This window comes from Variovorax sp. ZS18.2.2, assembly GCF_024701975.1.
Taxonomy (GTDB): Bacteria; Pseudomonadota; Gammaproteobacteria; order Burkholderiales; family Burkholderiaceae_C; genus Variovorax.
Genome location: NZ_JANLNM010000001.1, coordinates 1668756 through 1695665, shown reverse-complemented (window position 1 = coordinate 1695665; position 26910 = coordinate 1668756). Strand labels below are relative to the sequence as shown.

30 protein-coding genes are annotated in these 26910 nt (G+C 63.8%); 26 read left to right on the top strand and 4 right to left on the bottom strand.

The genetic code is table 11. The features are described 5' to 3' along the window. Positions 1–9 precede the first annotated feature (9 nt). The 9 genes from NU688_RS07975 to NU688_RS07935 are packed head-to-tail and all read left to right on the top strand — an operon-like array spanning position 10 to position 9228. The gene (locus NU688_RS07975) at positions 10–4905 is read left to right on the top strand and encodes an RHS repeat-associated core domain-containing protein (protein WP_257859999.1); all 4896 of its coding nucleotides are present in this window, start codon (positions 10–12) and stop codon (positions 4903–4905) included. A 15-nt stretch (positions 4906–4920) separates the two neighbouring features. After that, complete coding sequence (locus tag NU688_RS07970; protein ID WP_257859998.1) at positions 4921–5457, top strand: hypothetical protein; 537 nt, start codon at positions 4921–4923, stop codon at positions 5455–5457. 36 nt (positions 5458–5493) lie between these two features. Continuing rightward, entirely contained in the window at positions 5494–5967 is a 474-nt protein-coding gene (locus NU688_RS07965; RefSeq protein WP_257859997.1) for a hypothetical protein, read from the top strand. After that, a complete protein-coding gene (locus NU688_RS07960) occupies positions 5964–6488 on the top strand; it encodes a hypothetical protein (protein ID WP_257859996.1) in 525 nt (174 codons plus the stop codon). Before NU688_RS07965 ends, NU688_RS07960 begins: the two co-directional genes overlap by 4 nt. Further along, positions 6481–7002, top strand: coding sequence for a hypothetical protein (locus NU688_RS07955; protein ID WP_257859995.1), 522 nt, complete (start codon positions 6481–6483; stop codon positions 7000–7002). The genes NU688_RS07960 and NU688_RS07955 overlap by 8 nt, the downstream gene beginning before the upstream one ends. Then, complete coding sequence (locus tag NU688_RS07950) at positions 6999–7661, top strand: Imm43 family immunity protein (protein WP_257859994.1); 663 nt, start codon at positions 6999–7001, stop codon at positions 7659–7661. The genes NU688_RS07955 and NU688_RS07950 overlap by 4 nt, the downstream gene beginning before the upstream one ends. Positions 7662–7678: 17 nt before the next feature. Beyond that, positions 7679–8218 carry a hypothetical protein gene (locus tag NU688_RS07945; RefSeq protein ID WP_257859993.1) on the top strand — a complete coding sequence of 180 codons (540 nt, stop codon included), beginning with the start codon at positions 7679–7681 and terminating at the stop codon, positions 8216–8218. Between the two features lie 37 nt (positions 8219–8255). Further along, a complete protein-coding gene (locus NU688_RS07940) occupies positions 8256–8723 on the top strand; it encodes a hypothetical protein (RefSeq protein ID WP_257859992.1) in 468 nt (155 codons plus the stop codon). Between the two features lie 4 nt (positions 8724–8727). Then, a complete protein-coding gene (locus NU688_RS07935) occupies positions 8728–9228 on the top strand; it encodes a pentapeptide repeat-containing protein (RefSeq protein WP_257859991.1) in 501 nt (166 codons plus the stop codon). Between the two features lie 29 nt (positions 9229–9257). On the opposite strand, the gene NU688_RS07930 is transcribed toward NU688_RS07935, so the two are convergent. Next, positions 9258–10175: a LysR family transcriptional regulator gene (locus NU688_RS07930; protein WP_257859990.1), complete on the bottom strand. Its 918-nt coding sequence runs from the start codon at positions 10173–10175 to the stop codon at positions 9258–9260. A 128-nt stretch (positions 10176–10303) separates the two neighbouring features. On the opposite strand from NU688_RS07930, the gene NU688_RS07925 reads away from it, so the two are divergent. The 6 genes from NU688_RS07925 to NU688_RS07900 all read left to right on the top strand — a co-directional run bounded on the left by NU688_RS07925 (position 10304) and on the right by NU688_RS07900 (position 14703). Next, a complete protein-coding gene (locus NU688_RS07925) occupies positions 10304–11293 on the top strand; it encodes a 2Fe-2S iron-sulfur cluster-binding protein (RefSeq protein WP_257859989.1) in 990 nt (329 codons plus the stop codon). Between the two features lie 27 nt (positions 11294–11320). Continuing rightward, positions 11321–12580 carry an aromatic ring-hydroxylating dioxygenase subunit alpha gene (locus tag NU688_RS07920; protein WP_257859988.1) on the top strand — a complete coding sequence of 420 codons (1260 nt, stop codon included), beginning with the start codon at positions 11321–11323 and terminating at the stop codon, positions 12578–12580. Next, entirely contained in the window at positions 12577–13065 is a 489-nt protein-coding gene (locus tag NU688_RS07915; RefSeq protein ID WP_257859987.1) for an aromatic-ring-hydroxylating dioxygenase subunit beta, read from the top strand. The genes NU688_RS07920 and NU688_RS07915 overlap by 4 nt, the downstream gene beginning before the upstream one ends. A 21-nt stretch (positions 13066–13086) precedes the next feature. Beyond that, positions 13087–13407 (top strand): non-heme iron oxygenase ferredoxin subunit, encoded by a 321-nt coding sequence (locus NU688_RS07910; RefSeq protein WP_257859986.1) that lies wholly within the window; start codon positions 13087–13089, stop codon positions 13405–13407. Between the two features lie 98 nt (positions 13408–13505). Further along, positions 13506–13997 (top strand): RidA family protein, encoded by a 492-nt coding sequence (locus tag NU688_RS07905; RefSeq protein ID WP_257859985.1) that lies wholly within the window; start codon positions 13506–13508, stop codon positions 13995–13997. Positions 13998–14178: 181 nt separating this feature from the next. Next, complete coding sequence (locus NU688_RS07900) at positions 14179–14703, top strand: hypothetical protein (RefSeq protein WP_257859984.1); 525 nt, start codon at positions 14179–14181, stop codon at positions 14701–14703. Positions 14704–14705: 2 nt separating this feature from the next. On the opposite strand, the gene NU688_RS07895 is transcribed toward NU688_RS07900, so the two are convergent. Both NU688_RS07895 and NU688_RS07890 read right to left on the bottom strand, forming a co-directional pair. Beyond that, complete coding sequence (locus NU688_RS07895) at positions 14706–15227, bottom strand: DinB family protein (protein WP_257859983.1); 522 nt, start codon at positions 15225–15227, stop codon at positions 14706–14708. A gap of 56 nt (positions 15228–15283) precedes the next feature. After that, positions 15284–16363 carry a DUF72 domain-containing protein gene (locus NU688_RS07890; RefSeq protein ID WP_257859982.1) on the bottom strand — a complete coding sequence of 360 codons (1080 nt, stop codon included), beginning with the start codon at positions 16361–16363 and terminating at the stop codon, positions 15284–15286. 61 nt (positions 16364–16424) lie between these two features. On the opposite strand from NU688_RS07890, the gene NU688_RS07885 reads away from it, so the two are divergent. The 8 genes from NU688_RS07885 (at position 16425) to NU688_RS07850 (ending at position 22851) form a co-directional block, all read left to right on the top strand. Beyond that, positions 16425–17903, top strand: a complete 1479-nt coding sequence (locus NU688_RS07885) for a sensor histidine kinase (protein ID WP_257859981.1) — start codon at positions 16425–16427, stop codon at positions 17901–17903. Continuing rightward, on the top strand, positions 17900–18538 hold the full coding sequence (locus tag NU688_RS07880; RefSeq protein WP_257859980.1) for a response regulator transcription factor: 639 nt from the start codon (positions 17900–17902) through the stop codon (positions 18536–18538). The genes NU688_RS07885 and NU688_RS07880 overlap by 4 nt, the downstream gene beginning before the upstream one ends. A 135-nt stretch (positions 18539–18673) precedes the next feature. Then, on the top strand, positions 18674–19168 hold the full coding sequence (locus NU688_RS07875) for a heme-binding protein (RefSeq protein WP_257859979.1): 495 nt from the start codon (positions 18674–18676) through the stop codon (positions 19166–19168). After that, complete coding sequence (locus NU688_RS07870) at positions 19168–19869, top strand: ankyrin repeat domain-containing protein (RefSeq protein ID WP_257859978.1); 702 nt, start codon at positions 19168–19170, stop codon at positions 19867–19869. The genes NU688_RS07875 and NU688_RS07870 overlap by 1 nt, the downstream gene beginning before the upstream one ends. Before the next feature lie 44 nt (positions 19870–19913). Further along, a complete protein-coding gene (locus NU688_RS07865) occupies positions 19914–20558 on the top strand; it encodes an FMN-binding negative transcriptional regulator (protein ID WP_257859977.1) in 645 nt (214 codons plus the stop codon). 1 nt (position 20559) lies between these two features. Further along, positions 20560–20796 carry a hypothetical protein gene (locus NU688_RS07860; RefSeq protein WP_257859976.1) on the top strand — a complete coding sequence of 79 codons (237 nt, stop codon included), beginning with the start codon at positions 20560–20562 and terminating at the stop codon, positions 20794–20796. Continuing rightward, a complete protein-coding gene (gene tadA, locus NU688_RS07855) occupies positions 20786–21901 on the top strand; it encodes a tRNA adenosine(34) deaminase TadA (RefSeq protein ID WP_257859975.1) in 1116 nt (371 codons plus the stop codon). The genes NU688_RS07860 and tadA overlap by 11 nt, the downstream gene beginning before the upstream one ends. Beyond that, a complete protein-coding gene (locus NU688_RS07850) occupies positions 21898–22851 on the top strand; it encodes an LD-carboxypeptidase (RefSeq protein ID WP_257859974.1) in 954 nt (317 codons plus the stop codon). The genes tadA and NU688_RS07850 overlap by 4 nt, the downstream gene beginning before the upstream one ends. A 40-nt stretch (positions 22852–22891) precedes the next feature. Here NU688_RS07850 and NU688_RS07845 read toward each other — a convergent pair whose 3' ends face one another. Next, a complete protein-coding gene (locus NU688_RS07845) occupies positions 22892–23230 on the bottom strand; it encodes a hypothetical protein (RefSeq protein ID WP_257859973.1) in 339 nt (112 codons plus the stop codon). A 264-nt stretch (positions 23231–23494) separates the two neighbouring features. On the opposite strand from NU688_RS07845, the gene NU688_RS07840 reads away from it, so the two are divergent. The 3 genes from NU688_RS07840 to NU688_RS07830 all read left to right on the top strand — a co-directional run bounded on the left by NU688_RS07840 (position 23495) and on the right by NU688_RS07830 (position 26897). Next, positions 23495–24442 carry an adenylate/guanylate cyclase domain-containing protein gene (locus NU688_RS07840; protein WP_257859972.1) on the top strand — a complete coding sequence of 316 codons (948 nt, stop codon included), beginning with the start codon at positions 23495–23497 and terminating at the stop codon, positions 24440–24442. A 74-nt stretch (positions 24443–24516) separates the two neighbouring features. Further along, positions 24517–24867, top strand: a complete 351-nt coding sequence (locus NU688_RS07835; protein WP_257859971.1) for a hypothetical protein — start codon at positions 24517–24519, stop codon at positions 24865–24867. Between the two features lie 209 nt (positions 24868–25076). Beyond that, positions 25077–26897 carry a DUF1800 family protein gene (locus NU688_RS07830; RefSeq protein ID WP_257859970.1) on the top strand — a complete coding sequence of 607 codons (1821 nt, stop codon included), beginning with the start codon at positions 25077–25079 and terminating at the stop codon, positions 26895–26897. The last annotated feature ends 13 nt before the right edge of the window (positions 26898–26910 follow it).

Sequence of the window (26910 nt, the reverse complement as noted above, 5' to 3'; positions counted from 1 at the left end):
CCCCACTTCATGGCTGAATCCGCTGAATCCGACGAGTACGCGATCGAACCCCTCGAGCAGATCAATGCCAGCGAGGTGGCCGAAGGCTTCAGCCCGCTCGACAAGTGGCTGCGCGAGAACACCAACAACATCGTCACGCTGGAGGGCCTGAAGACCGTGGGCAACGCCATTCCGGGCGTCTCCAACCTCATCGCGTTTTCCGATGTGGTCTACGACATCATCGAGATCAACGACCTGAAGCAGGCGGGCAAGGAGGTGTCGATCATCTCGTGGGTCAACCTGGGCGTCGACGCCATCGGCGTGTTCCCGGGGCCTGGCGGGCCGGCGCGCATGGCGTTGCGTGCCCCGCTGCAGATGGCCAAGCAACAGCTCCGGCAGGGCGTGAAGAATCTTGCGGAGGGCTTTCTCGTCATCATCGCGGGACATCTGGCGGACGCCATCAAGGGCGAGCTCGACGAGTTCATCAAGACCGCGCAGAAAAACCTGAAAGACATGCTGGAGGAATGCGGCAAGTTCGCCCAGATGCTGGCCAATGCGCTGGCCGATGCGCTGCTGGCCGCGCTGGACGGCCGCGTCTTCGACACCAACGCCAGCCTTCGCTCTGCAAGTGTTGCGCTCAAGGCAGCGGATAGAACCTCCTGGCGCAATCCGCTTGAAAAGTCGGAGCACCTGCTGCGCGCGGGCAAGAACATGTTCGTGGCGGTCAACAAGGAGACCGTCAATCTGGGTCTGGGCGGGGCCTCCAGCGTGGCCACCTACATCTCGCCCGAGTTCAGAACTCACATCCAGGCCCTCGCCAAAGCCATGCGCGCCCTGGGCAAGCTGGCTGCCACGAAGCTGATGGAGCTGGTCAACCCGTCCACCATGTTCAGCATCGGCTGGCTGCTGATGAAGATCCTGGAGGTCGCGCCCAAGGTCAGGCGCAAGCGGGGCGGCACGGTCCACCCGAGCAGGGTCAACAACGTCAAGGGCAAGCGCGGCCCCGGCACGCTGGAGCCGCGCAGGCGCCAGAAGCGCGGCGCCGCCGACGGCCGCCCCTGCAAATGCCCCGGCTCGGCGACGGCGCGCTCCATCTCCCTGAGCCTTGGCGCCGAGACCCTCACGCACACCGATTTCGAACTGCCCGGCGCGCTGCCGATCACCTGGAGCCGCACCTACCGCTCCGACCTCGGGGCGTACGAGCAAGGCGTGCTCGGCGCACGCTGGATCACGCCCTACACAACGCAGCTCGACATCGAACTGCAGGACGACGGCAGCGAAGGCGCATTCCTCTATCACGCGGAAGACGGCCGCACGAAGCGCTACCCCGCGCTCGCCGTGGGGCAGACGCACCGCGACGCCATCGAAGACCTGACCCTCGTGCGCCTCTCGCCCGACCTGCTGACCATCAACCAGGGCCGCGACTGGATGCAGACCTACGAGCGCATTCCGGCGCTCGGCGGCCAGCGCGGATTCTTCCGGCTCGCGCTCATGCAGATGCGCGCCGGTGCGAGCGTGGCGCTGCGCTACGACCATGCGCATCCGCTGCGGCCGGAGCACACGGTGCTCAGCGACATCATGGTCAAGCAGGGCGAGCAGACCATCGCGCATGCGGGCACGCGCGTCGATGCACAGGGGCGGCTCGCGGGCGTGTGGGAAATCAAGGAAGGGCAGCTCGTGCGGCAACTGGCCGCCTATGCCTACGACGCGCACGGCGACCTCATCGAGGCGCAGGATGAGAACGGACCCATCGCAGTGATCGAGCCCGTCGACGAGACGCAGCAACAGCAACAGCAACGCACCTCCACCGCCTGGCACTACCAGTACGACCACCACCTGCTGACCCGCTACGAAGACCGCACCGGCCGCGGCGTGAACCTCGCCTACGACGGCACCGCCCCCAACGCCCGCGCCGTGCGCGAGTGGATGGACGACGGCAGCTTCGACACCCGCGTGCGCTGGACCGAGCACATCCGCCTCACGACCGTGACCGATGCGCTCGGCCACGAGACCCGCTACTACTACGACGAGCTGGGCTACACCTACCGCATGGTCCACCCCGACCTGCGCGAGGAATGGTTCTTCCGCGACGAGGCCCGCAACATCGTGCGCCACATCCAGCCCAACGGCGGCGTGGAGAACTTCAGCTACGACGCACAGGGCCAGCTCGTGAGCCAGACGCGCCCCGACGGCAGCGAGATCCACCTCGATTGGGACGACAGCGGCAACCTCGTGAAAGTCCTCGACCCCGAGGGCCAGGTGTGGCTGCGTGCGTACGACGTGCAGGGCAACCTCGTCGAAGAGACCGATCCGCTGGGCCACAAGACAAAGTACGAATACGACAAGGCCGGGCTGCCCGTGCGCGTGGCCGACGCGAAGGGCGGCATCACCCGCATGGTCTACAACCCCGTGGGCCAGTTGCTGTCGCGCACTGACTGCTCGGGCAAGACCACGACCTGGGCCTACGACGCGCGCGGCCGGTTGATTGAAAGCACCGATGCCGCCGGCCAGTCCACGCAGTACCGCTATGCACGCGGCCAGCTCGAGGCCATCGTCAATCCCGACCAGAGCACCGAGCGCTTCGCCCACGATGCCGAAGGGCGCCTGCTCGCGCACACCGACGTGCTCGGCCGCACGACCCGCTACGGCTACAGCGAAGCCGGCCTGATCGCGCGGCGCACCGACGCCGCGGGCCAGCAGCTGGCCTACCGCTGGGACAAGCTTGGCCGCCTCGTGCAGCTCGACAACGAAAACCGCAGCAGCTACACCTTCGCCTACGACCCCGTGGGCCGCCTGCTCGCCGAGGTCGCCTTCGATGGCCAGAAGACCGGCTACGCGTACGCCGAATTCAACGGCGTGCTGGAGAAGATCGAGCAGCCGCTGCAGTCCATCGACATGCGCTTCGATGCAATGGGCCGCCTGCTGGAGCGCAGCGCGGGCGAGGCGAGCGAGACCTTCGGCTACGACGCCTCGGGCCGCCTGGTGCAGGCCAACAACCGCGACGCGCGGCTGCAGTGGTTCTACGACCCGGTGGGCAATGCGGTGCGCGAGCACCTGCACTACCTGCACGATGAAGAGGGCGCATCGGACAAACCGATGACCGCCGTGTGGCGCCACCAGTACGACGAACTGGGCAACCGCACCGTGAGCACGCGGCCCGATGGCCACGAGGTGCGCCTTCTCACCTACGGCTCAGGCCACGTTCACGGACTGATGCTGGACGGACAGGACATCCTCTCCTTCGAGCGCGACGACCTGCACCGGGAGGTCGGGCGCGAACAGGGCAACGGGCTGACCCAGAGCCTGGACTACGACCTCATGGGGCGGCTGCTGGAGCAGCGGGTTGCGCCGACGGCGCAAACCACAGCGCCAGCCGCTGCGGCAACGGGCACTGCCGGCGGTGTGCTGGTGCGCCGCACCTACGCCTACGACAAAGTCGGGCAACTGATCGGCATCGGCGACACACGGCGCGGCCGCCTCGACTACCGCTACGACCCGGTGGGCCGGCTGATCCAGGCCAACAGCACCCTGGGCAGGGAAGTCTTCGCCTTCGATCCCGCGGGGAACATCGCCGCGCCGGGATCACCCGATGCGCCGGGGCAGCCGGCCGCGACGACACGCGGCATCGGTCTTCGGGACGAGCCGTTGTCCGAATCGCGCGTGAGCCCCGTGGCCACGCACAAGCTGCTGGACAACCTGCTCAAGGACTACGCAGGCACCACCTACCGCTACGACGCGCAGGGCAACCTCGTCGAGCGCATGCGCAACGGCGAGCGCACCAGCTTCGAGTGGGACGGCTTCGGCCGCATGGTCGCGGCCAAGAGCCACCAGGGCACGACCACCTTCCGCTACGACGCACTGGGCCGCCGCGTGGCCAAGCACAGCCCGAAGGGCCGCACCGTGTACGGCTGGGACGGCGATGTGCTCGCGTATGAAAGCGTGGAGAGCGTCGCCGGCAGCAAGTCCACGAAGGCGCAGGCCCGCACCGTTCACTACCTGTACGAGCCCGGCAGCTTCAGGCCGCTGCTGCAGGCCAGGAGGCAGCAGGCCATCGCACTGCACGCCACGCCGGACTATGCGGCGATGGTGGCCGAGGAGGGCGACTACGACGTGGCGCGCGACCCGCTATGGACGACCGAGCCGGTGGCGCAGCCCTTCGCGAAGGAGGAGATCTGCTACTACCAGTGCGACCACCTCGGCACGCCGCAGGAACTGACCGACGACGAAGGCCGCATCGCGTGGTCCGCGCAATACCGGGCGTGGGGCGAGGCGCGGGAAGCGATTGCGCAGGCGGCGGAGGGTGCGGGAATCCGGAATCCGATCCGGTTCCAGGGGCAGTATTTCGATGAGGAGACGGGGCTGCATTACAACCGGCACCGGTATTACGATCCGCACAGTGGGCGGTTTGTGAGCAGGGATCCGATTGGGCTCTATGGCGGCGTGAATTTCCATCTGTATGCGGAAAATCCCATTGAATGGGTTGATCCAACGGGATTGAAAAATTACCGCGATATATTTTGGGAGGCCGTTGGCCAGGGTGGACGGGAGCTATATCAGGTTCATCACATTATTCCGCAGAATATATTTGCGAGCAAAAAATACGCAGGCATGCTGGGATGCGCCGGCATGGGTGTTGATGATCCAGATAATATGATCGGACTTCCCAAGGATCCAAAAAATGCAGGAGTTCGAACGGGCCGGTATTTTGGGCAATCACAGCACAACACTCAACATCCCTTGTACGACGAAGCTATCAGAACAAGTCTGAATCGGATAGGGCAAATAAAAAGTTGCAAAGCACGCAAAGTGGCATTGCACGGGCTTCAGGAAACCCTGAGAGAATCATTGCGAAGAAAAGGGAATCCCATCGTAAAAAAACAGGGCGCATCTCAATCTGGGTGGGAAGATATCTTAAGCAAATTTTAGAATTCGGACGTCAAAATGACCAACTTTGAAACCTATGCAAAAATCCTCGAAAATAAGGCTCAAGAGCTTTTTGAGTTGATCGAGAGCGACAAATTTTTGGCAGGTAAATACCTTGCCAAACAAAATGAAATCGTCATAAAAAATCCCGATGATGCGGTTATTTTTGCCTGCGATCAGGATGTAGACATTGTCAAGGGGGAGGAATATCAGTACTGGACAAATATTCTGGAAAATCACGCTCGCACAGAGGAGCGGGTAGACGAAAAAGAGAACCTTGGATTGAACCGGGAGTTCAACGATCTCAGTGAAAAAATATTCGACGAAAAAATAATGTCGGCGATCAATGAAAAAGCCGAGGCACTAGGTATTCCTGAACCCTTGATTGATGTCATTGTCGGCAATTTCCTCATTTTTCTGATGAACAGGGTTTTGCTGCGCGAACAAAGCTCTTTTGATGAGAGTCTGTACTCGGTCTATGAAAAAGGAGGAGTTCCTTGCGGTTGGAAAGGGGAGTATCCCGAAGGCAGCATGCTCGTTTTCTCCGCCGATTGATTGGGGTGCGCATTGGGTGAGGAAAATTGGAATCAGATGCTGACCAATGTCAAACCGCTTCTTGATTTTTTGGACCAGCCGGTGTTTTTTCATGGCCCGTATCGAGGAAATCAAGAAAAAGTGAAACTGATTTTCGATGCATCATTGGCAGTCGTATATTCGACTGACGACGGCGAGGGTGGGTCTGAAAATTGGCAAGAGTTGCTGGAATCGGTCACCCCAGCCTGGCCCGACATGCCGCGTTCCGTGGAGAAGAAAATTCTCGAAGTACTGGATCAGATGTCCGGCAAAGACTATTCAGGGCTCGACGAGGTCCCATTGATCTACAACATGCAGGGCGATGTTTCCCGGCTACTTCATTGCTATGCGTATGGCGAAGTCGATTTGCTGTGGAAAAGCGTGGAAGAGGCCTATTTGCTGGGCGGTATTCCATGCGGTTGGGATGGGAAGTATCCAGAGGGTCGAATGGTTGTCTATTCGAATTCTCCTGCTGTGGGAAGCGGCAAGTGAGTATGGGCTATCGGAAGTTTTTTGATAACTCTCCTGGTCTCGTCGATTTTTGCGAGCACGGCCGCTTGCTGACTCAACCCTACCGGGGAGATTTCACTAAGCTCGCTGTCATTCATGACAGCAATGAAGCCTTGCTTGCGTGTGGAACAGAGCGTGATGGTGACTACGAGTTTTGGCCAGACTTGTGTGAGCGCGAATATGTAAAGCTTGGATTCGATTGCCCGCACTGGTTACCTGGAAAAATAGATCAATTTCTGGTTGGCCCATTCAGACAGAGAACGAATGACGAAGGACTCGTTCTTGAAATACCCATCATCTGGGATGCGATTCAGCAAGAAATATGGTTCTGCATGGCAAGCCGGAATTCAAAAAATCCCGGGCTTCTTTTTGATTTGATTGAAGAAGCTTACCTGGCGTCCGGATGGCCTTGCGGTTGGAAAGGGAGATTCCCCGATGGCCAATTCGTTGTTTTTTCCAGGGGTCAAGAGTCGTGCGGCTTGAGGCCCGTTGCACATGAGTAATTGGACCGATCTGTTGATGAAGGCCAAGCCGTTGGTGGAGTTCCTTGGTCGGCACGAGTATTTTCATCGAGCCTATTCAGGTGATCGCGTGGAAAACCTGGTCATAACCGATGCGTCCTTGGGGATGGAATTTGCGATCAATGATTCATTTGAGAAATTCGACGAATGGGAGACTGTTAGTGATTCGATTCATCTCTTTCCCGAGGAATTTGAATGGAAAAGATGGATTGATGCTGGCTTGTTAAAAAATAATTATTTCGGATTGTGCGAGAGGAATTTCCATGGCGCCGAATTGAAATTGTCCGTCGATGGCGTGTGCCCATTGCTGGAATTGATGCACCGAGATATGAGAATTTTGCTCAACTGCTATGCCAATGAGATTTTCCCGGCGATCTGGATGAAAATAGAGTCGGCTTATTTTTCTGATGGATTTCCATGTGGCTGGGACGGAAGATATCCTGTCGGAAAATTGGTTGTTTACTCCAACGAGCCAGCTCAGATGAAAAACATATGAAATTCTTTGCCATGACTCAAAAAAAGGAGCGTGGCTGTCCCATCGGTTATCTGAATGCAATTCTTTATGATCATTGCCCAGAGCATCCTGAATCCGTCCAGCATGGATTGGTGTATCCGTGGTACGCAGATAAAAGGAACTTGAATGAATTCCCCGATGGAATGTGTCTGGTGGTGAAGGAGAAATTGATCGACTTTTCGATTCGATCGGACGCGACACATCAATATATACAGGAGGATTTTCTTCGCCTTTTGGAGCGTTTTGGTGCGCCGATAAAGGATTTCAAAAGAATTTCTGTTGTTTCAAATGCGCAGAAAAGTGAAATCACAGAGAAAAGGTACTTCGCGTCGATATTCGCGCCGGATTTTTATTTGGACGAATCTTTGGCGATCGATTTTGCATCGTCTGTCATTGAAAAAGACGAGTGCGATTTTATTGCGTTGAGAAAATTAAAGATCAAGAACAACGTTGGGAGAGATGTTTTCGGAATTCAGAATCTCGACTCAAAGCATGACACAATCATCTGCTCGGAGAAGTTCGTGGTTGCGGCGAAAAAGGAAGGCTTCAAAGGAGTGGATTTTATCGATCTGAATTCGGCCAAGTGGCCAAGCGCGAGCTCTTTTGTCTATCACGCCAATGAAATTCTTGCAGTCCTGTAGACCCAAGCGCCGATGCCATGATGAGTAATTTTCAGATTTACAAAAAAATCCTGGAGAAGAAGGCTGACGAACTTCTCGAGTTGATCAATGGGCCGATTTTTCTGGCGAGAAATTACTGCGCTGCAGGGAATGAGATCCTTGTCTCAGATGCCGATGATGCAGTTATATTCGCTTGCGATCAGGACGTGGACATCATAAAAGGCGTGGAGTATCAATACTGGACAAATCTCCTGGAAAACCATGCCCGCACAGGCGATCAATTAGAGAAAGAAGAAAGTCTCGGGCTGGGACGAGAATTCAAAGCTCTCAGTGAAAAAATATTCAACGAAAAAATAATACCAGCGATCAGCGGCAAGGGCAAAAAATTGGATCTCCCAGAATCCTTGATCGACGTGGCCGTCGGAAATTTCTATATTTTCCTGATGAACAGGGTGCTGCTGGAAGAGCAGAGTTATTTTGATGAATATTTGTATGTTGTCTACCAAAAAGGAGGAATCCCTTGTGGATGGAAGGGGTCTTATCCCGAGGGCAGCATGCTCGTTTTTTCCGTCAGTTGATCTGTGAGGGCATATGGAGGAATTTTGGAGCCGGATATTGGTTGAAGGAAAATCGCTGGTCGATTTTCTGGAAAGGCCGATTTTTTTTGATCAGCCATACAGCGGCTCTCGGCACAATGCCATCGTGGTCACCGATTTGGCGACGGATTTTTCATGCTCAAGTGCTGGGAGTGAGGAGTTCGAAGACTGGCAGGCGCTCCTCGATCAAGAATCGCGCGGCGCGTATTCCTTGCCAAAAAACACCGAGAGGAAAATTTTGGATTTGATAAGCAGCGGACTGTCGGTCGACAAAAATTACTCCTCCGCGCCAGAGCAACTCCTCAACAACATGGAAGGCGACATCTATCGCCTGCTTTGCTGTCATGCCTCCGGAGAATTGCCGGCGTTATGGAAAAAGGTCGAGCGCGTATACCTGGAAAATGGAATTCCATGCGGATGGCGTGGCGCCTACCCGGAAGGCCGGATCGTGGTTTATTCAAATTCCCGAGAATTCCCGATCGAGTGAACCCATGACCTCCCAACTCATCATCCTCAACCACAACCTCTGGCGCAAAGGCGCAGGCGGCGCCCCCGCCGGCCTCGTCGGCCAGGCGGACACCTTCGTCTACGCGGGCCTCGATCTCAACCTCGCCCAGTTCGCCTCCAGCGCCTTCACGGGCACCAGCTTCACCGCCACGACGTTCCAGAACGGGGGCTGGACCGCCTGCCAGTTCAACGCCTGCACCTTCACCGCGTGCGACTTCGCGGGCATCGCCGTCACGGGCTGCACTTTCACCGGCTGCACCTTCAGCAACTCGCAATTCAGCGCCGCGCAACTGAGCGGCTGCACCTTCAACCGGTGCACCTGGAACAACCTCGGTTTCGACAACGGCCGCTGGACGCAGGTCGACATCCTGAACTGCAACGGCAACCAGATCCGCGCCGACGGGTTGCGAGGCGAGATGGTCGATTTCACCGGCAGCCATTTCGAGCAGCTCGAATTCCGCAATACGCAGATCAACACGGTGTGATGCGGCTTCCGCGGTAGCTGGCCGATCAGTCAGTCCTTGTCCGCGAAGCTGTCGAACAGCAACCCGCGCAGCCACTGGTTGCCCGGATCGCGGTGCACCTTCGCGTGCCAGAACAGGTTGATCGCAATCTGCGGCAGCGCCACCGGGTGAGGGCGCCACACGAGGCCGAAGGGCTCGGCGATGCTTTGCGCGAGCCGCTCGGGCACGGTCGCGATCATTCCGCTCGAACGCAGGATGTGGCCGATCGCCACGAAGTGCGGCACCTTGAGGCGAATGCGCCGGTGGATGCCCTGCGCGGCCATCACGTCGTCGGCCTTGCCGTGGCCGGTGCCGGCGGCCTGCACCAGCACGTGGTCGGCGGCGCTGAAGTCTTTCAGCGACACGCTCCGCTTGCGCGCGAGCGGATGCGTACCCGAGAAGAGGCACACGTAGCGCTGCAGAAAGAGCCGGCGCTGGAACACGCCCGCCTTCAGCTGCGGCAGCAAGCCGATGGCGATGTCCACATGGCCGGCTTCGAGCTCGTCGCGCAGGTTGGTCGCGGTGTTGTTGTTGCGCAGCGTGCTGATCGTCACGCCCGGCGCAGCGACCGACAGCGCCTCCATCAGCCGGGGCGTGAAGTAGATCTCGCCGATGTCGGTCATCGCGAGCGTGAAGCTGCGCGTGCTGGTGGCGGGGTCGAACACCACCTGCTGGTTGAGCGCGGTGTGCAGCGCACCCATCGCGTAGGCGACCGGCTCGGCCAATTGCAGCGCGAAGGGCGTGGGCTCCATGCCGCGCGCGGTGCGCAGGAACAGCTCGTCGCCCAGGAGCTTGCGCAAGCGCGCGAGCGCATTGCTGATGGCGGGCTGCGAGAGCCCCAGTGATTCGGCCACCGCCGAGACGCGCTTCTCGGCCAGCATGCGGTCGAACACCAGCAGCAGGTTGAGGTCGATGTCCTTGAGTTGCATGCCGGACCTTTATTCACATCCGTGATGGAGTCGATTCACAAGATTCTATTGGTCAATCTGCGGCGGCCGCGCATCATCCGGCCCCAGAGACAAGCCGGCCACGACGCTGGCGCACAGAGAGCCCCGCGATGGACCTGCACATTCACCCCCTTGCCCGCACCCTCGAGGTTCGCCCCGGCGCGAACCTGCTGGAAGTGCTGCGCGAGCACCATGTGCCGGTGTCGTACAGCTGCATGTCGGGGCGCTGCGGCACCTGCCGCTGCAAGGTGGTGTCGGGCCAGGTGCTCGACGGCGGGCAGGACGCGATCCGCCCGGACGGGCAGGGCGAGCGCTATGTGCTGGCCTGCCAGACCACGCTGACCGAAAGCTGCGCCATCGAAATCCCCGAGCCCGACGAAGTGGTGGTGCATCCGGCGCGCATCCTGAAGGCGACGGTGACGGGCATCGACGTGCTCACGCACGACATCCGGCGCCTGCGGCTCAAGCCGAACAAGCCGCTGGAGTTTTCGCCGGGGCAGTACGCGCAACTGCAGTTCGCGCCCGACCTCGCGCGTCCGTATTCGATGGCCGGGCTGAGCCGCGATGCGGAGCTGGAATTCCATGTGCGCAAGGTGCCGGGCGGAAGGATCACAGCACACATCTTCGAGCAGCTGCGCATCGGCGATTCGGTGCGCGTGAGCGGGCCGCTGGGCACGGCATACCTGCGCACGAAGCACCGCGGGCCGATGCTCTGCGCAGCCGGCGGCACTGGGCTTGCGCCGATTCTTTCCATCGTGCGCGGCGCCGTCGCGAGTGGGCTGATGCAGCCGATCCATCTCTACCTCGGGGTGCGCTCCGATGCGGACGTGTACGGACTCGACGAACTGCGCGAACTGCAGGCGCAGCACCCCGGCCTGAAGGTGCACGTGGTGGTCGTCACCGGCCCCGCGCGCGAAGGCCAGCGCTTTGGCCTCATCACCGATGCCATCCGCGCCGACTGGCCCGGCAGCCTCGATGGCTGGCGCGCATACCTCTGCGGCTCGCCGCCGATGGTCGAGGCCGTGACGCAACTGGTGCGCGCCCGCGGCCTCGCGCCCGAGCAGACCCATGCCGATGCCTTCTACCTGCAAGGCACCTGAAGAATCCAAAAGACAAGGAGACCCACGATGACCACGCAACCCGTGTTCCCCATCGAGCTGCATTGGGAGAGCGACAAGACCAGCCGCATTCCCTTCATGGCCTACACCGACGAGGCGCTGCACAAGAAGGAACTGCAGCGCTTCTTCTACGAGAAGCACTGGTGCTATGTCGGCCTCGAAGCCGAGATTCCGAACCCTGGCGACTTCAAGCGCACGGCCATCGGCGAGCGCTCGGTCGTCATGTCGCGCGACGAGGAGGGCGCGATCCATGTCTTCGAGAACGTCTGCGCGCACCGCGGCATGCAGTTCTGCCGCGAGCGCCACGGCAACAAGAAGGAATTCGTCTGCCCCTACCACCAGTGGAACTACACGCTCAAAGGCGACCTGCAGGGCGTGCCGTTCCGCCGCGGCGTGAAGCAGGACGGCAAGGTCCACGGCGGCATGCCCGCGGACTTCAAGACTGAAGAACACGGGCTCAACAAGCTCAAGGTGGCGTCGCGCGGCGGCGTGGTGTTCGCGTCGTTCGACCACGGCGTCGAACCGTTCGAAGACTTCCTCGGCCCCGACATCCTTCACTACTTCGATCGCCTCTTCGACGGCCGCAAGCTCACCATCCTCGGCTACAGCCGCCAGCGCATTCCGGGCAACTGGAAGCTGATGCAGGAGAACATCAAGGACCCGTACCACCCGGGCTTGCTGCACACCTGGTTCGTGACCTTCGGGCTCTGGCGCGCCGACAACAAGTCGGAGCTGAAGATGGATGCGCGCAGCCGCCACGCCGCGATGATTTCCACGCGCGGCAACGCGGGCAAGGCCGCGCAGGTGACGCAGGTCTCCAGCTTCAAGGAGAGCATGCAGCTCAAGGACCCGCGCTTCCTGGACATCGTGCCCGAGCCCTGGTGGGGCGGGCCGACTGCCGTGATGATGACGCTGTTTCCGAGCCTCATCCTGCAGCAGCAGGTCAACAGCGTGTCGACACGGCACATCCAGCCGGTGGGGCACGATGCCTTCGATTTCGTGTGGACGCATTTCGGCTTCGAGGACGACACCGAAGAGATGACGCAGCGACGCCTGCGCCAGGCCAACCTGTTCGGGCCGGCCGGCTTCGTGTCGGCCGACGATGGCGAGGTGATCGAGTTCTCGCAGCAGGGCTTCGAGCAGAAGCCCTATCACCGCACGCTGGCCGAACTGGGCGGCCGCGAGGTAGAGAACACCGACCACATGGTGACCGAGACGCTGATCCGCGGCATGTACCGCTACTGGCGCGAAGTGATGGAGGCGGCATGACGAAGAAGAAGCTCGATGCCGATGCCTACCTCGAACTGGCCGGGCTCTATGCGGCCTATGCGCAAGCGGTCGATTCGGGCAAGTGGGATTTGTGGCCTGCGTTTTTTATCGAGGCGTGTAGCTACCGCCTGCAGCCGCGCGAGAACCACGAGCGCAATTTGCCGCTGGCCACGCTGTCGTTCGAGAGCCGGGGCATGCTGGAAGACCGCGTGTACGGCATCCAGGAGACGCTGTTCCATGACCCGTATTACCAGCGGCACGTGGTCGGGTTGCCGGTGGTGCATGCAGTGGACGACGACGGTGCGATCCACAGCGAAGCGAACTACGCGGTGTTCCGAACCAAGCTCGATGGCCCATCGACCGTGTTCAACGTCGGGCGCTACATCGACAAGGTCGTGTCCACCCCCGAAGGCCTGAAGTTCGCCTCGCGCCTCTGCGTCTTCGACAGCGAAATGATCCCGAACTCCATCATCTATCCCATCTGAGCCGCGAAGGAACACAACGACATGAGCACGATGACATGGGTCGACGCCGCGGCGGTCGACGAGGTTCCCGCCGACGACGTGGTGGGCATCGAGGTGCAGGGCCGCGACATCGCCCTCTTCGGCACCGAAGACGGCATCCACGCGACCGACAACATCTGCACGCACGGCCATGCGCGGCTGTGCGACGGCTTTCTCGAAGGGCACGAGATCGAGTGCCCGCTGCACCAGGGGCGCTTCGACGTGCGCACGGGCAAGGCCATGTGCGCGCCGCTCACGGAAGACCTGCGCAGCTATCCGGTGAAGATCGAGGGCGGGCGGGTGTACCTGGGGTTCGAGGCGTAGCAAGCAGGCCATCTGTTCCGCATCCGGTCCCCGCGATCTGTATCTGTTTCCATCGCGTGCCATTGGCGACAATGACCCCCCCGTTTCATGGAACACATATGACGACAGCGCAAAGCCGAGACCAGATTGCCGATCAGATTGCCGCCGAGCTGGGCCACAGCTTCGCTGGAGAGATGCTTGCGGGCGGGCACTACGTGCCCATCGTGCGCGATGGCCGCACGCTCTACACCAGCGGGCAGGTGCCGCGCGTGGGCACCACGGTGGTCGTCACCGGCCGCGTGGGCGACGTGGTGTTGCTCGAGAAGGCGCGCGAGGGCGCACAGATCTGCGCGCTGCGCTGCCTCACGCTGCTGCGCCGCGAGCTCGGTTCGCTCGACGGCGTGGAAAAGGTGCTGCGCGTGGGCGTGTTCATCCAGTGCACGGCCGAGTTCACGCAGCAAAGCGAAGTGGCCGATGCGGCGTCCGATCTTCTGCATCGCGTCTTCGGCGATGCCGGCGTGCATGTGCGCACGGCGGTTGGTGTCTACCAGCTGCCGAAGAACGCGAGCGTCGAGCTGGAGATGACGGTCGCCGCGCGCGACGCCGCATAGGCACATCGGCAAGAAGGAAAGGGCGCCTCGGCCATTGGTCGGGGTCCCGAAGAAGAAAGCACTCGCAGCCATACGGAATATGGACAGCGCGGCGGCTGGAAGCTCGAATACCAGCCTCGCACAGACGGCGCCGATGGGCGCCGTCTTCCTTTCCATCTTCTTTTTTTGCAGGAATCCCCGGATGGCTTACGAGGGTGAAATTCTGAATGCGTGCGGTGTGATCAACATCGATTTTTCCGACGCCTACATCGTCGCGGTCAGTGGCGACGGGCCCAACATCTGCGGCCATCTCCTGATCTATTCGCCCAAGGGCGGTGGCTATTACTTCCACGTCACGGGCGACCCGACGGGCAAGGGCCTGGGCCGGCTGCGCGGCTACCCGATGTACATGAACGATGCGGGCTACCGGCGCTACCTGCGGGACACCGGCAAGACCGAATTGCGGCGCAGGCCCGTGAACCTGCCCAACCCCGCAGGCGCTTTTCTCTATGTCGAGAAGCTGCTGTCGGAGGAGTGGACCTGGGCCGTGCTGCCGCACAACTGCGTGTCGTTCGTCGAGGCCATCATCGATGCCGGTGGCGGCAGCTGGGGTTCGTACAGCAACTGCCCGGCGCTGGCCACGGCCGACAGCGTCTCGCAGCGCATCAACGCCTTCTACCGGTGGATGGAGAGCGGCGTGTATGGCGTCTACGGCGTACCGCGCTGAGGCTATTGCTGTCTTTGCCCCTGCATCCGGCGCGACGGATCGGTGCTGTGCAGGTACACCGCGAAGGTGTCCCACGGCAGGCCGACGGCGTGCTGCCGCATGAGTCGGCCGACCTCGCCGCGGTGGTAGCCGCCGTGGGTGACGACGTGGGCCAGCATTTCCTCGCGCGTCATGAAGCCCTTGTCGCCATCGGTGAAGCTGAAGGGCACGGATTCGGACAGCTGTTCCGGCGTCGTCGTTTCGAGGTAGTCGAGATACCAGCGGTCGAGCGCGGCAACGGTGGCGCGAAGCTCCTGCAGCGACGGCGTATCGGGCGTGTTGTCCGAGGCGAACCTATGCGCCTTGCCGGTGAGGTGCGCGGCGAAGATCTGGTCGACCACGTGGCAGTGGTTCATGAGGCGGATGGCATCGTGCCGTGCGTCCTGATGTCGCTCCGGATCGAAGCCTTCCAACTTTTCGAGCAGCTCGTCGTTGGCCCAGGCGCGGTAGTTGAAGAGGGTGCGAAGCAATGGCAGGGAGCTCATGACCGTGGTTCCTGTGGGGGAGGCGCGGGCCATGCTACGTGAATAGGATTTCCTGTCTACCCCGGGCGCGATGGCAGATCGACGATGTCCCGCGCGAGCGAGGCAATCGTCAGCGGGGCGCAGCCCTCGGCGTTGTTGCTCACGGTGACGAAAGCGTTCTGGCCCGCGCGCGTGGTGCCGGCAATCACCTTGGCCAGGGCCGCGCGCGTCTCGGGGTCGGGGTCGACGATCTTGTCGAAGGGGCCGTAGAGCTTTTCCGCATCTTCATAGCCGAAGCGGCCGTGCCGGCGGTGCAGGTTCCAGCGGCACACCAGCGGGCCGGGCCACAGCGCGCGCAGCATCGGCAACTGGTCTTCGATCGGCGGCATCTTGGCGTGCAGGCCCATGCAGAAGGTCGCGCCCACGCTGCGCAGCATGTCGGCGAAGGCGGGGCACAGCAGTTGCGGGTCGCGCACCTCGACGGCGATGACGGCATCGGGCGCGGTCTGCTTCAGGCCGGGCAGTGCTTCGAGCATTTCGCCGATGCGCGTGAGCAGCGCGGGCTGGTCGGCCAGCAACTGCGAAGGGATGGGGCTCAGCTGGAACACCAGCGCGCCGATGCGGTCGCCCAGGCCTTCGAGCGCGGGCTGCACGAACTCCTGGATCGCGATTTCGCTGTTGAGGAACACGGGGTTGGCCTGCGTGCCGCGGCCGCTTTCGTCGCGCACGGTGGCGTCGGTCACGAGGCTCGGCGCCTTCACCACGAAGCGGAAGTCGGCGGGCACCATGGCCGCATAGCGCGCGTACTGGCTCGCGGTGAGGGCGCGATAGAAGTTGCGGTCCAGGCTTACGGTGCGAAAGAGCGGGTGCTGGGCGAGGGCTGAAAGGCCGTTCTTCGAGAGCACGGTCTCGGCGTATTCGCCGTCCCACACGAGGTTGGCCCAGCCGGGGTAGCTCCATGAGGAGGTGCCGAGGCGCAGGTTGGGCGAGAGCGCTGAGGCCAGATCGACGAGCGCCGGATCGGTGGGGGCGGGGGCCACGGTGGCGCCGCGCGATTTCTTTTTCGCGGGCGCTTCAGCCTCGGGCTGCGGCGAGGCCACAGGCGCCTCTTGCGGGCGCGGAAGATCGGGAAAAAGGGAGTCCTGTACTTCGCTCATGCTGGGGTCGCATTCTCGGCCAACACCGGGTCGCCTCGCAGCGGCGGGCACAATCCGCGCCATGAAACAGTGGTTGCGCTCGCAGGGTGGTTGGTGGCTGGCATGGCTGATCCTCACGGTGGCGGGCGCGGTGTGGCTGGCGCGCGCGGAGCTCGCGCAACTGAGCCAGGACTTCGAGACCGACGCGCGCATCGCGCACCGGCTCATGAGCCAGCAAGTGGTGCAGTACGACGCGGTGCTGGCCACGCTCGCACTGCTGGAGCCCGGCGCCGATGCAGAGCAGCCGGAGCAGCGCTTGCCATCCGTGTACGCGTCGATCCTGAAGGTGCAGCGGCGGGCGCGCGATGAGGCATGGCCCGACGAAAAACTGGCGAGCGCATTGGTCGCCGCCGAAGCGCGTTCGCGCAGCCAGCAGCGCGCCGAGCTCGCATCGCTCAATCTTGCAGAGGGCCGTTACCAGCTCGTGATCGGCGCCACGCCCTTCAGCTACGCGCTCGAAATCGACCTGGCCGGCTCCGTGCCCTGGCGCGACTGGCCGATGAATCCGCAGCGCAGCCCGGTGCGCGTGAGCCTGCAGCGCGATGGGCAGCAACTGGTGCTGCAGCCCGGTCGGCTGGGCGAAGGCGGCTGGCGCTTCGGTCTCACCAAGGCGCTCGCGTCTCCAAGCCAGCCATTCGATCTGGTCGCGGAACGACAGGTCGGCTGGGGCGAACTGCCGTGGCGCAGCATCGCCGGATGGGCGGTGGCGATGGCGGTGTTGATGGCCGGCCTCTGGATGGCGCAGCGCCAGCGCATCGCACGCCGACGGGCCGAGGAACTGCTGCGCCTGGGCCAGGTCGCGCGGCTCAATGCATTGGGCGAGCTGTCGGCGGGGTTGGCGCACGAACTCAACCAGCCGCTCACCGCCGTGCTGGCCAATACGCAGGCCGCGCGCCGCCTGCTCGACGACGATCCGCCCGACCTCGCCACCGCGCGCGACGCGATGGGGCAGGCCGTGGTGCAGGCCCGCCGCGCGGCTGATGTGGTCGGCCGTTTGCGCCGCGTGATCGAGCGGCCCGAGGCCGGCGGCGATGTGAAGCCGCTGGTGCTGCAGGAGGTGGTGCGCAGCGCGATGCACCTGCTCGCGCCCGAGTTCGCGCAGCGCGGCGTCGCCGCCCAGTTCGATGCGGGCGCGCAGGCGCCGGTGCGCGTGCAGGCCGAGGCGGTGGCGCTGGAGCAGATCGTGCACAACCTGCTGATGAACGCGCTGCAGGCGCTCGACCTCGTGCCCGCTGCCGAACGCCGGCTCGTGGTGTCGGTCGGGCGCAATGGGCAGGAGGGCGTGCTGACCGTGACCGACAACGGCCGCGGCATTTCCCCCGAGGCGATGCCGCGTCTTTTCGAGCCGTTCTTCAGCACGCGCGAGGGCGGCCTCGGTTTGGGCCTGAGCCTCAGCGAGACGCTGGCGAGCGGCATGGGCGGCAGCCTGACGGCGGCCCATGCCGCGCCGCGTGGTGCGCGCTTCACATTGCTGCTGCCGCTGGTGGCGCAGTCCGCATGAACACCTCCGCCACACATCAACCCCAGTCACCGTTGATTCACCTGATCGACGACGACCAGGCCGTGCGCGACAGCCTCTCGCTGCTGATCGGCACCGTCGGCCTGCGCGTGCAGGGCTGGGCCGATCCGCAGGCCTTCATCGACGGCTTCGACCGCGCGAGCGTCGGCGCCATCGTGCTCGACGTGCGCATGCCCGGCATCAGCGGGCTCACGGTGCTCGACCGGCTGATGGCGCAGGGCGTCGACCAGCCGGTGATCATGCTGACCGGCCACGGCACGGTCGAGATGTGCCGCCGAGCCTTCAAGGCCGGCGCGGCCGAGTTCCTCGAAAAGCCGGTGGACGACGAGCAACTGCTCGAGGCGCTGCAGCAGGCGGTGCGCCAGCATGTGCGTACGCGCGAACGCTCGCAGGCCGACAACGCCGCGCGCGAGCGGGTGGCGCAGCTGTCGGAGCGCGAGCGCGAGGTGCTGGCCTTCATCGTGCAGGGGCTCACCAACAAGGAGATCGCGCGCACGCTGGCGCTGTCGCCGCGCACGGTCGAGACGCACCGGGCCAACCTGTTCGCGAAGCTGGACTGCGATTCGCTTGCGCAGTTGATCCGGCGGTATGCCGTGCTGGTGACCGCGGACGCGTGAGGTGCGCGCTCCGTAGTTCTACGGAGCGGCGGGCGTAGCCGTACGAATGGTCGCGGCGCATGGCTTTTTCTACAGTGGCGCAGCCGTCGGCAACATGCTGGCGCAGTCACCCTGCATCTACTGGAGAAATCAAAAATGCGTTCCATTCTTTGCCTCGCCGTCCTGCTCGCCGCATCGGCCGTTCAAGCCCAGACACCCGCTCCCGCCGTGCGCACCGAGAAGAACATCTCGCTCACGCTCGCCAACCAGATCGCCGCCGAAGCCGTGGCCGCCTGCGCCGCCAACGGCTACAACGTGGCCGCCACCGTGGTCGACCGCGCCGGCACCGTGCGTGCCGTGCATCGCGCCGACAACGCCGGCCCGCACACGCTGGCCTCGAGCGAGCGCAAGGCCTGGACCTCGGCATCGGCCAAGAGCCCGACACAGGCCATGATGGAAGGCGCGCAGAAGAACCCCGGCGCCGCGAACCTCGTGTACCTGCCGGGCTTCTTGCTCTTGGGCGGCGGCGTGCCGGTGAAGTGGGGCAACGAAGTGATTGGCGCCGTGGGCGTGGGCGGTGCGCCGGGCGGGCACCTGGATGACCAATGCGCCAATGCGGCGATCGAGAAGGTCAAGGGCCTGCTGGGCTGATGGCGATGAGGCGCGGTGCCTGGTCTCTCGTTCTGGCTGGTGCACTCGGCCTGGGCGCATCGGCCGGCGTGTCGGCCCAGGTGCCGCCGCTCGCGGCCGAGGTGCTGGCCTATGAAGGACTGCACCGCGCGGCATGGTATGGCGATCTGCCGAAGCTCAAGGCGCTTGTTGCCTCGGGCGCGAACCTCGAAGCGCGCGACGCGAAGGGCCGCACGCCGCTGCACGTCGCCACTTACGCGCGGCAGCGCGAAGCGATCAAGCTGCTCGCCAAGGCGGGCGCGAACCTCGACCCGCTCGAAGACGACCGCTATGACGCGGTAACCATCGCGTCGGTCGCTGACGATGCCGCAACGCTCACGCTGCTGCTGTCGCTGGGCGCGAATGCCGGGCAAACGACGAGCCGCTACGACGGCACCGCGCTCATAGCCGCCGCGCACCTGGGCCATGACGACGTGGTGCGCCGCCTGATCGCGGCCGGCGCGCCGCTCGACCACGTGAACAACCTGCACTGGACGGCGGTGATCGAATCGATCGTGCTCGGCGACGGCGGGCCGCGCCACCAGCGCACGCTGGCCGCGCTGGTCGATGCGGGCGCGAGCCTGAAGCTGACCGACCGTCAGGGCAACACGCCGCTGCAACTGGCGAAGGCGCGCGGCTACACCGCGATGGTCAAGCTCCTGGAAGCGCCGCGTGCAAGATAGGCCGGCTCGGGGACAATCGGGGTTCGCCACGAGGAAAAAAACCCATGTACATGCCCCCGCAGTTCAATGCCAAGGACCCGGCCATCGCGCTGGAGTTGATGCGCTCGCGCCCGTTCGCGAGCCTGATCTCGAACGACAACGACGGCCTGCCGTTCGTCACGCACCTGCCGCTGGTGGCGGAGGCGGGCGAGGGCGACGAGCTGGTGTTGTGGGGGCATTGCGCCAAGCCGAACCCGCATTGGCGCTACCTGCAGGCGCGGCCGCAGGCGGTTGCGACCTTCCTCGGGCCGCATTCGTACCTGTCGCCCCAGGTCTATCCCGACCTGGCGCGCGTGCCGACATGGAACTACCTCGCGGTGCACTGCACGGTCGAGGCCCGGCTGGTGGAGGAGCCCATGGAGAAAGACGCGCTGCTCAAGAAGCTCATCGGCGAACACGAGCCCGCCTACGCGCAGCAGTGGCGCGACCTGGGCGAGGAGTTCCAGCTCAAGATGCTCAACGGCATCGTCGGCTTCGAGCTGAAGGTGACCGCGCTGCAGTGCAAGGTCAAGATCAACCAGCATCGCAAGGAATCGCATGCGGCCATGCGCGCCATGTACGGAGCCGGCACGCCGGACGAGCAGGCGCTGGCCGTGTGGATGGACCGGCTCGGCATGAATGCCGAAGCACCCGTGGCGGAAGGAAGCTGAGATGCGCGTGTTCGGATTGCTCGGGCTGGTGCTGGCGCTCGTGATCGTCGGTCTGATCGCCAAGAAGCAACTGACGACGGCGGTGGCGCCCGTGTTGCCGTCCGTGGCTGGTGCCGCGGCCCCAGCACCCGGAGCGGCGCCAGTCGATGTGCGCACGCAGAGCCAGCAGGTTCAGCAGCAGGTGAAAGACGCGCTCGACGCCGCGGCGCAGGCGCGCAAGATGCCGGATGACAACTGAGTTGCCATCGCAGACGAACGACGCGCATTGGATGGCGCTCGCGCTGGCCGAGGCGCGCCTTGCGGCCGAAGCCGGCGAGGTGCCGGTGGGCGCGGTGCTGGTCAAGGACGGCCAGGTCATCGCGACCGGCCGCAACACACCCGTGGCGCAACACGACCCGAGCGCCCATGCCGAGATCAACGCGCTGCGCGCCGGTGCCGCCGCGCTGGGCAACTACAGGCTCGACGGCTGCGAGCTGTTCGTCACGCTCGAACCCTGTGCGATGTGCGCGGGCGCGATGTTGCATTCGCGGCTGGCGCGGGTGGTGTTCGGCGCGGCCGATCCCAAGACCGGCGCGGCGGGATCGGTGCTCGATCTGTTCGCCGAGCCGCGTCTGAATCACCGCACGCAGGTGCAGGGTGGGGTGCTCGCGGAGGAATGCGCTGCGGTGCTGCAGGGCTTCTTCCAGCAGCGGCGCAGTGTGGCGCGCGAGCAGGCCGAGCCCTTGCGCGACGATGCGCTGCGCACGCCGGCCGAGCGCTTCGCAGCGCTGAGTGGCTACGCCTTCGCGCCGCACTACGTGCAGGACCTGCCAAGCCTGCAGGGCTGGCGCCTGCACTTTGTGGACGAAGAGGGCGCGTCGGGCGGAGATGGCCAACGGGCCTCCTGTCTCTGCCTGCACGGCCCCGGCGAATGGGGCTACTTCTTCCGCCATCTCGTCGGCGCGCAGGGGCTGCAAACGCTGGTGCCCGACCTCATCGGCTTCGGCAAAAGCGACAAGCCCAAGCGCGAAGCCGCACACCAACTCGAATGGCACCGCGACGTGCTGCTCGAATGGCTGGATCGTGTGCAGTCGCAGCCTGTGGTGCTGGTGCACAGCGTCGCGGCCACTGGACTTGCATCGCTGCTGCAAGCCGCGGCCGCCGATCGTTTTGCGGCCGTGATCGTCGCCCCCGATGGCGGCGAGCGCATCAAGGACGCGTGGCGCGCGCCGTACCCCGACCGCGGCTACGAAGCCGCACTGCGCGCGCTCGGACCGATCGCTTCGTCCTCGGGGCCAACGGCCACGCAGGCCACGCTGCTTGCCCGGTTGGCGCGCAACGCAATGGGATACTCAACCTCGTGACCAAACACATCTACATCTACTCTCCCTCCAGCGCAATCCGCGACAAGGCCGCATTCCGGCGCGGCGTGAAACGACTCCAGGCCCTCGGCCACGAGGTCGAGGTCGATCCCGATGCGCTCTCGGTGCATCAGCGTTTTGCGGGCGACGATGCCACGCGGCTTGCCGCCATTTCGCGCGCGGCCGCGAGCGGCGCGAACATCGCGCTCATCGCGCGCGGCGGCTACGGGCTCACGCGCATCCTCGACCAGATTCCGTACAAGGCCGTGGCCAAGGCGATCCACCGCGGCACCGAGTTCGTCGGCTGCAGCGACTTCACCGCGCTGCAGAACGCGCTGGTCGCCAAGACCGGTGCCGTCACCTGGTCCGGCCCCGCGGTCGGCGAAGACTTCGGCGCCGAAGCCGGTGCCGACGACATCATGGAAGCCTGTTTCGACGACCTGTTGAGCGGGCAGGGCGAAGGCACCGGCTGGCGCATGCCGGTGCGTGATGCCGAATTGAAGTTCAAGCCCGTGGAAGACGCCGTGCTCTGGGGCGGCAACCTCTGCGTGCTCGTCAGCCTGCTCGGCACGCCGTACTTTCCGGCGGTCGACAAGGGCATCCTCTTCATCGAGGACACCAACGAGCACCCTTACCGCATCGAACGCATGCTCGACCAGCTGAAGATGGCTGGCGTGCTGGCAAAGCAGAAGGCGATCGTGTTCGGCCAGTTCACCGGCATCCGCAAGGTGCCGGGCTACGACCGCGGGTTCGGGTTCGATACGGTGGTCGACCGGCTGCGCGCGTCATTGAAGAAGGTGCCGGTGCTCACGGGCCTGCCGTTCGGCCACGTGCCGACGAAGGTGCTGCTGCCGGTGGGTGCGAAGGTGGCGATGGCGGCCGAAGGGCGCGACGTGTTCCTCGTGTGGGGGCATCGGCATGCCCATTCACACGACCATGACCACGCGCACTGAATGCCAGGCGGGCTGGCGGCCGTCGAAAGCCGCTTCGCCTTCAGCCGTTGTTGGTGAAACGCTGATGGGTGCGCGGACCCATCGAGCCGGGCAGGCCGCCCTTGAACATGCTGTTGATGGATTTCATCTGGCGGCGGGCGGCGGATTCGCCGTCGATGGCGCTCAGGGCGGTCATCACGTCCTGGCGCAGGTACCAGAGGGCTTCGACGTCGACCGCAAAGCGCACGCGTTGGCTGACGCGCTGGATCGAATGGCCGCCATGGACCTGGAGCACCGACAGCATGGCCGTGCGAATCCGCCCCAGTTGGCTTTCAGTCGCCTGGCGGGATCCGAAACTGGGCACGTTCAGCAGACTAAAAATGCGGCGGAAGAGCACCATGTGACGAATAGCGTATTGCCGGAAGCCAGGACGGCCGCTACCTTAAGCTTGAGTTCGGCATTACACAAGATGTTAAACAGTGTTTCTTGTTTGCAAACAACAAGCTTTACGTATCACTTCCAGCGACTATTGAAATTTGATATCAAAAGTACTACATCGTCCGGCGAGCCAGGGTTTGGGCATATGTCAACCGAAACACGGGCAAGGGGCCGCAAGGCTTCCTGACCATAATCAACCAGCGATCGCTACCGAGTACAAGACAGTATGGGTGTCAATGCCACAGTCGTTTTCGCGGACCTGACAGGGAGCACAAGGGTCTTCGAGGCCATGGGGAATGCGCGCGCCACCGAGACGGTGACGCGCCTGACCCAGTGGATCGGCGGCGTTTGCCAGGCGCACGGCGGCCGGGTGGTGAAGTCGCTGGGCGACGGCGTCTTTGCCATCTTCTCGAGCGGCGCGGCCGCCACGCACGCGGTGATCGAACTGCAGCGCTACCACCAGAAACGCCTGCAGGTCTGGCCCGCGCCGCTGCGCATGGCGCTGCAGATCGGCGTGGCCAGCGGCGAAGTGGTCGAGCTGGAGGGCGACTGCTTCGGCGATGCCGTCAACCTCGCATCGCGGCTGAGCGACCTCGCCGGACCCGGGCAGATCTGGGTGACCGATGCGGTGATCTCGCAGCTGCGCGAAGGCAGCGTCCAGCATCGCGACCTTGGGCTCATCAATATCCGCGGCCGCAGCGAGATGTCGGTGGTGCACCGCATCGACTGGCAGGAAGACGTGACCACCTTTCTCACCGTGCCGGCCGCGTTGGCGCCGCTCAGGATGCCGGACTCGTCGTTCGGCCAGATCGAGCTGTCCTGGCTCGACGTGCGCTCCATGTTCAGCAGCGAGCAGTTGCCGATTCACCTGGGGCGCGTGGACGACGCGCAGTTCGTGGTCAACGACCCGCGCGTCTCGCGGCTGCATGCGCGCATCGAGATGCGGCAGGGCAGCTGCGTGCTGATCGACATCAGCACCTATGGCACCTGGGTGCGCTTTCATGGCAATGGCGGGCCGAGCACCGAGATCGCCTTGCGCCGCGAGGAATGCGTGCTGCACGGCCGTGGCGAAATCGGCCTGGGCGCACCGCTGAGCGATTTCAGCGCCCCGACCATTGCCTTCAACACGACCGGCGGCGAGGTGATGCTGTCGCGCCGCGAGGTGAGTCCTTGAGAAGGTGCACCGGCGGGTTGCGTCGGGCGTTGCTTGTGAACCGGGCGCTGTTCGCCCTTGGCCCTGGAGCCGCTGTGAACTTCAAACAACATTCTTCTGTTTTCAAATGGGCAACCCTCGGCGCGATCGCGGCCGGCGCGTTGCTCGCCGCGGGTGCCGCCAATGCGCGCGGCCACTGGTCTGTGCAGATCGGCACGCCCGGGTATGTGGGCGGCGGTTATCCCGCGCCGTACTACGTGCCGCCGCCGGTTTACTACCCGGCGCCGATCTACTACCAGCCCGCGCCACCCGTCTACTACCGGCCGCCGCCGGTGTATTACCGCCCGGCGCCCATCTACAGCCCGCCGCCCGGACGCATCTACTACGGCCCCGGTTATCCGTATCGCCCGCCGAACGGCTACGAATGGGAAGACGAGCAAGACTGAAGTTCTCGCACGCCGCGTTAACTTAAGACCTGCCCGATCGGGCCTCTGGAGTTGCCAATTTTGTTTCACAAGTGACGAAAAAGTCACATAAAGTCACAATTATTGGATTGACGACCCCGTCGTCAAAGGTTCTCACCACCGAAATCCGCAGGGCACGGCACTTGCCTTGAATCGCTACCGGCGCAGGAACGCCGCAGGAGCGAGGAAACATGGTGGAACCGATAGAAGCCGGCTGCGCGAGCGTGGCCGACGATTTGGCGTATGTCGATACGCCGGCAACAGACACAGCCGAGACCGAAGCGTCGTCCAGGCCCTTGAAGGCCCTGGCGACGTTCTCCATCGCGGCCGCACTCGCGGCCTGCGGTGGAGGTGGCGGCGGAAGCGGAGGGGGCGGATTCGGCGGCGGCATCGGCGGCTTGCCTGCACCGGGCCCCGGCGCGGAACCGGACGCGGGCCCCTACCGCTACACGCAGGCCAAGACCGACGACGAAGCCGCACGCTTCCTGCTGCAGGCGCAGTTCTCGGCCTCGGACGCGGAGATTGCCGACGTGCGCAACAAGGGCTACCTGCCCTGGCTCAGCGAGCAGTTCGGCGCGCCGCGTGCGCAATCGGCCTGGGAGTGGATCGACAGCAAGCCCTGGGACACCGCCGAGATCGACGCCGCCATCTGGCGCCAGCTGATGGCGTCGGCCGATCCGGTGCGCAAGCGCATGGCACTCGCGCTCAGCGAGATCTTCGTGGTCTCGGCCAACGAGATCGGCTCGAACTGGCCCCACGCCATGATGGCCCAGTACTTCGACACGCTGGTCGCGGGCGTCACCGGCAACTTCCGCACGCTGCTGGAAGACGTGACGCTCAACCCGGCGATGGGCTTCTACCTGAACACCCGCGACAACCGCAAGGAAGACGGCCGGGGCCGGCAGCCCGACGAGAACTACGCGCGCGAAGTCATGCAGCTCATGACCATCGGCCTGTCGCAGCTCAATGCCGACGGCACGGTGAAGACCGGCGCCGACGGCCAGCCGCTGGACACCTACACGCAGGACGATGTGACGAACCTCGCGCGCGTCTTCACCGGCTACGTGCTCGACATCCGCGCCGGGGAGCGCGAGGGTTTCAGGCCGCCCAACGGCGGCGGCGCCTTCGACACCAAGGACTGGACCACGCGCCCCATGGCCTACCTGGCCGCGAACCACTCCATGCTGGAGGCGAAGTTCCTCGGCACCAGCGTGCCCGGCGGCACGCCCGGCCCGGCGGCGCTGAAGATCGCGCTCGATGCGCTCTTCAACCACCCGAACACCGGCCCCTTCATCGGCAAGCAGCTGATCCAGCGGCTGGTGACCAGCAACCCGAGCCCGGCGTACGTGAAGCGCGTGGCCGGCGTCTTCGCCAACAACGGCGGCGGCGTGCGCGGCGACATGAAGAGCGTGTTCGCGGCCATCCTGTTCGACGACGAGGCGCGCGGCCCGGGCGGCCTCTCGGACCCGAACTTCGGGCGCCTGCGCGAGCCGATGCTGCGCTTCGTGCAATGGGGCCGCACCTGCGGCATCGCCTCGGCCACCGACGCCTGGAAGATCGGCATCCTCTCGGACGCGAGCTTCGGCCTCGGCCAGAGCCCGCTGCGCTCGCCCTCGGTCTTCAACTTCTTCCGGCCCGGCTACGTGCCGCCGTCGACGGCCATCGCCGGCAACAAGCTGGTCGCGCCCGAGTTCCAGCTGGTCAACGAAAGCAGCGTGGGCGGCTACCTCAACTTCATGCAGAGCGTGCTGCCCAACGGCTTCAACAGCAAGGACGTGCTGGCGAGCTACGCGGCCGAGAAGGCGCTGGTGCTCGACCCCGCTGCGCTGGTGCGGCGGCTCAACCTGGTGCTGACCGGCAACCAGCTGACGGCCTCGACCGTCACCCTCATCACCACCGCGCTCGCCACGCCCAACCTCACGGCGGCGAGCAGCGACGGCGCGAAGCTCAATCGCATCTGCGCCGCCGTCCTCCTGGTGATGGGTTCGCCCGAATACCTTGTCCAGAAATAAAGCGAGAGCGTCT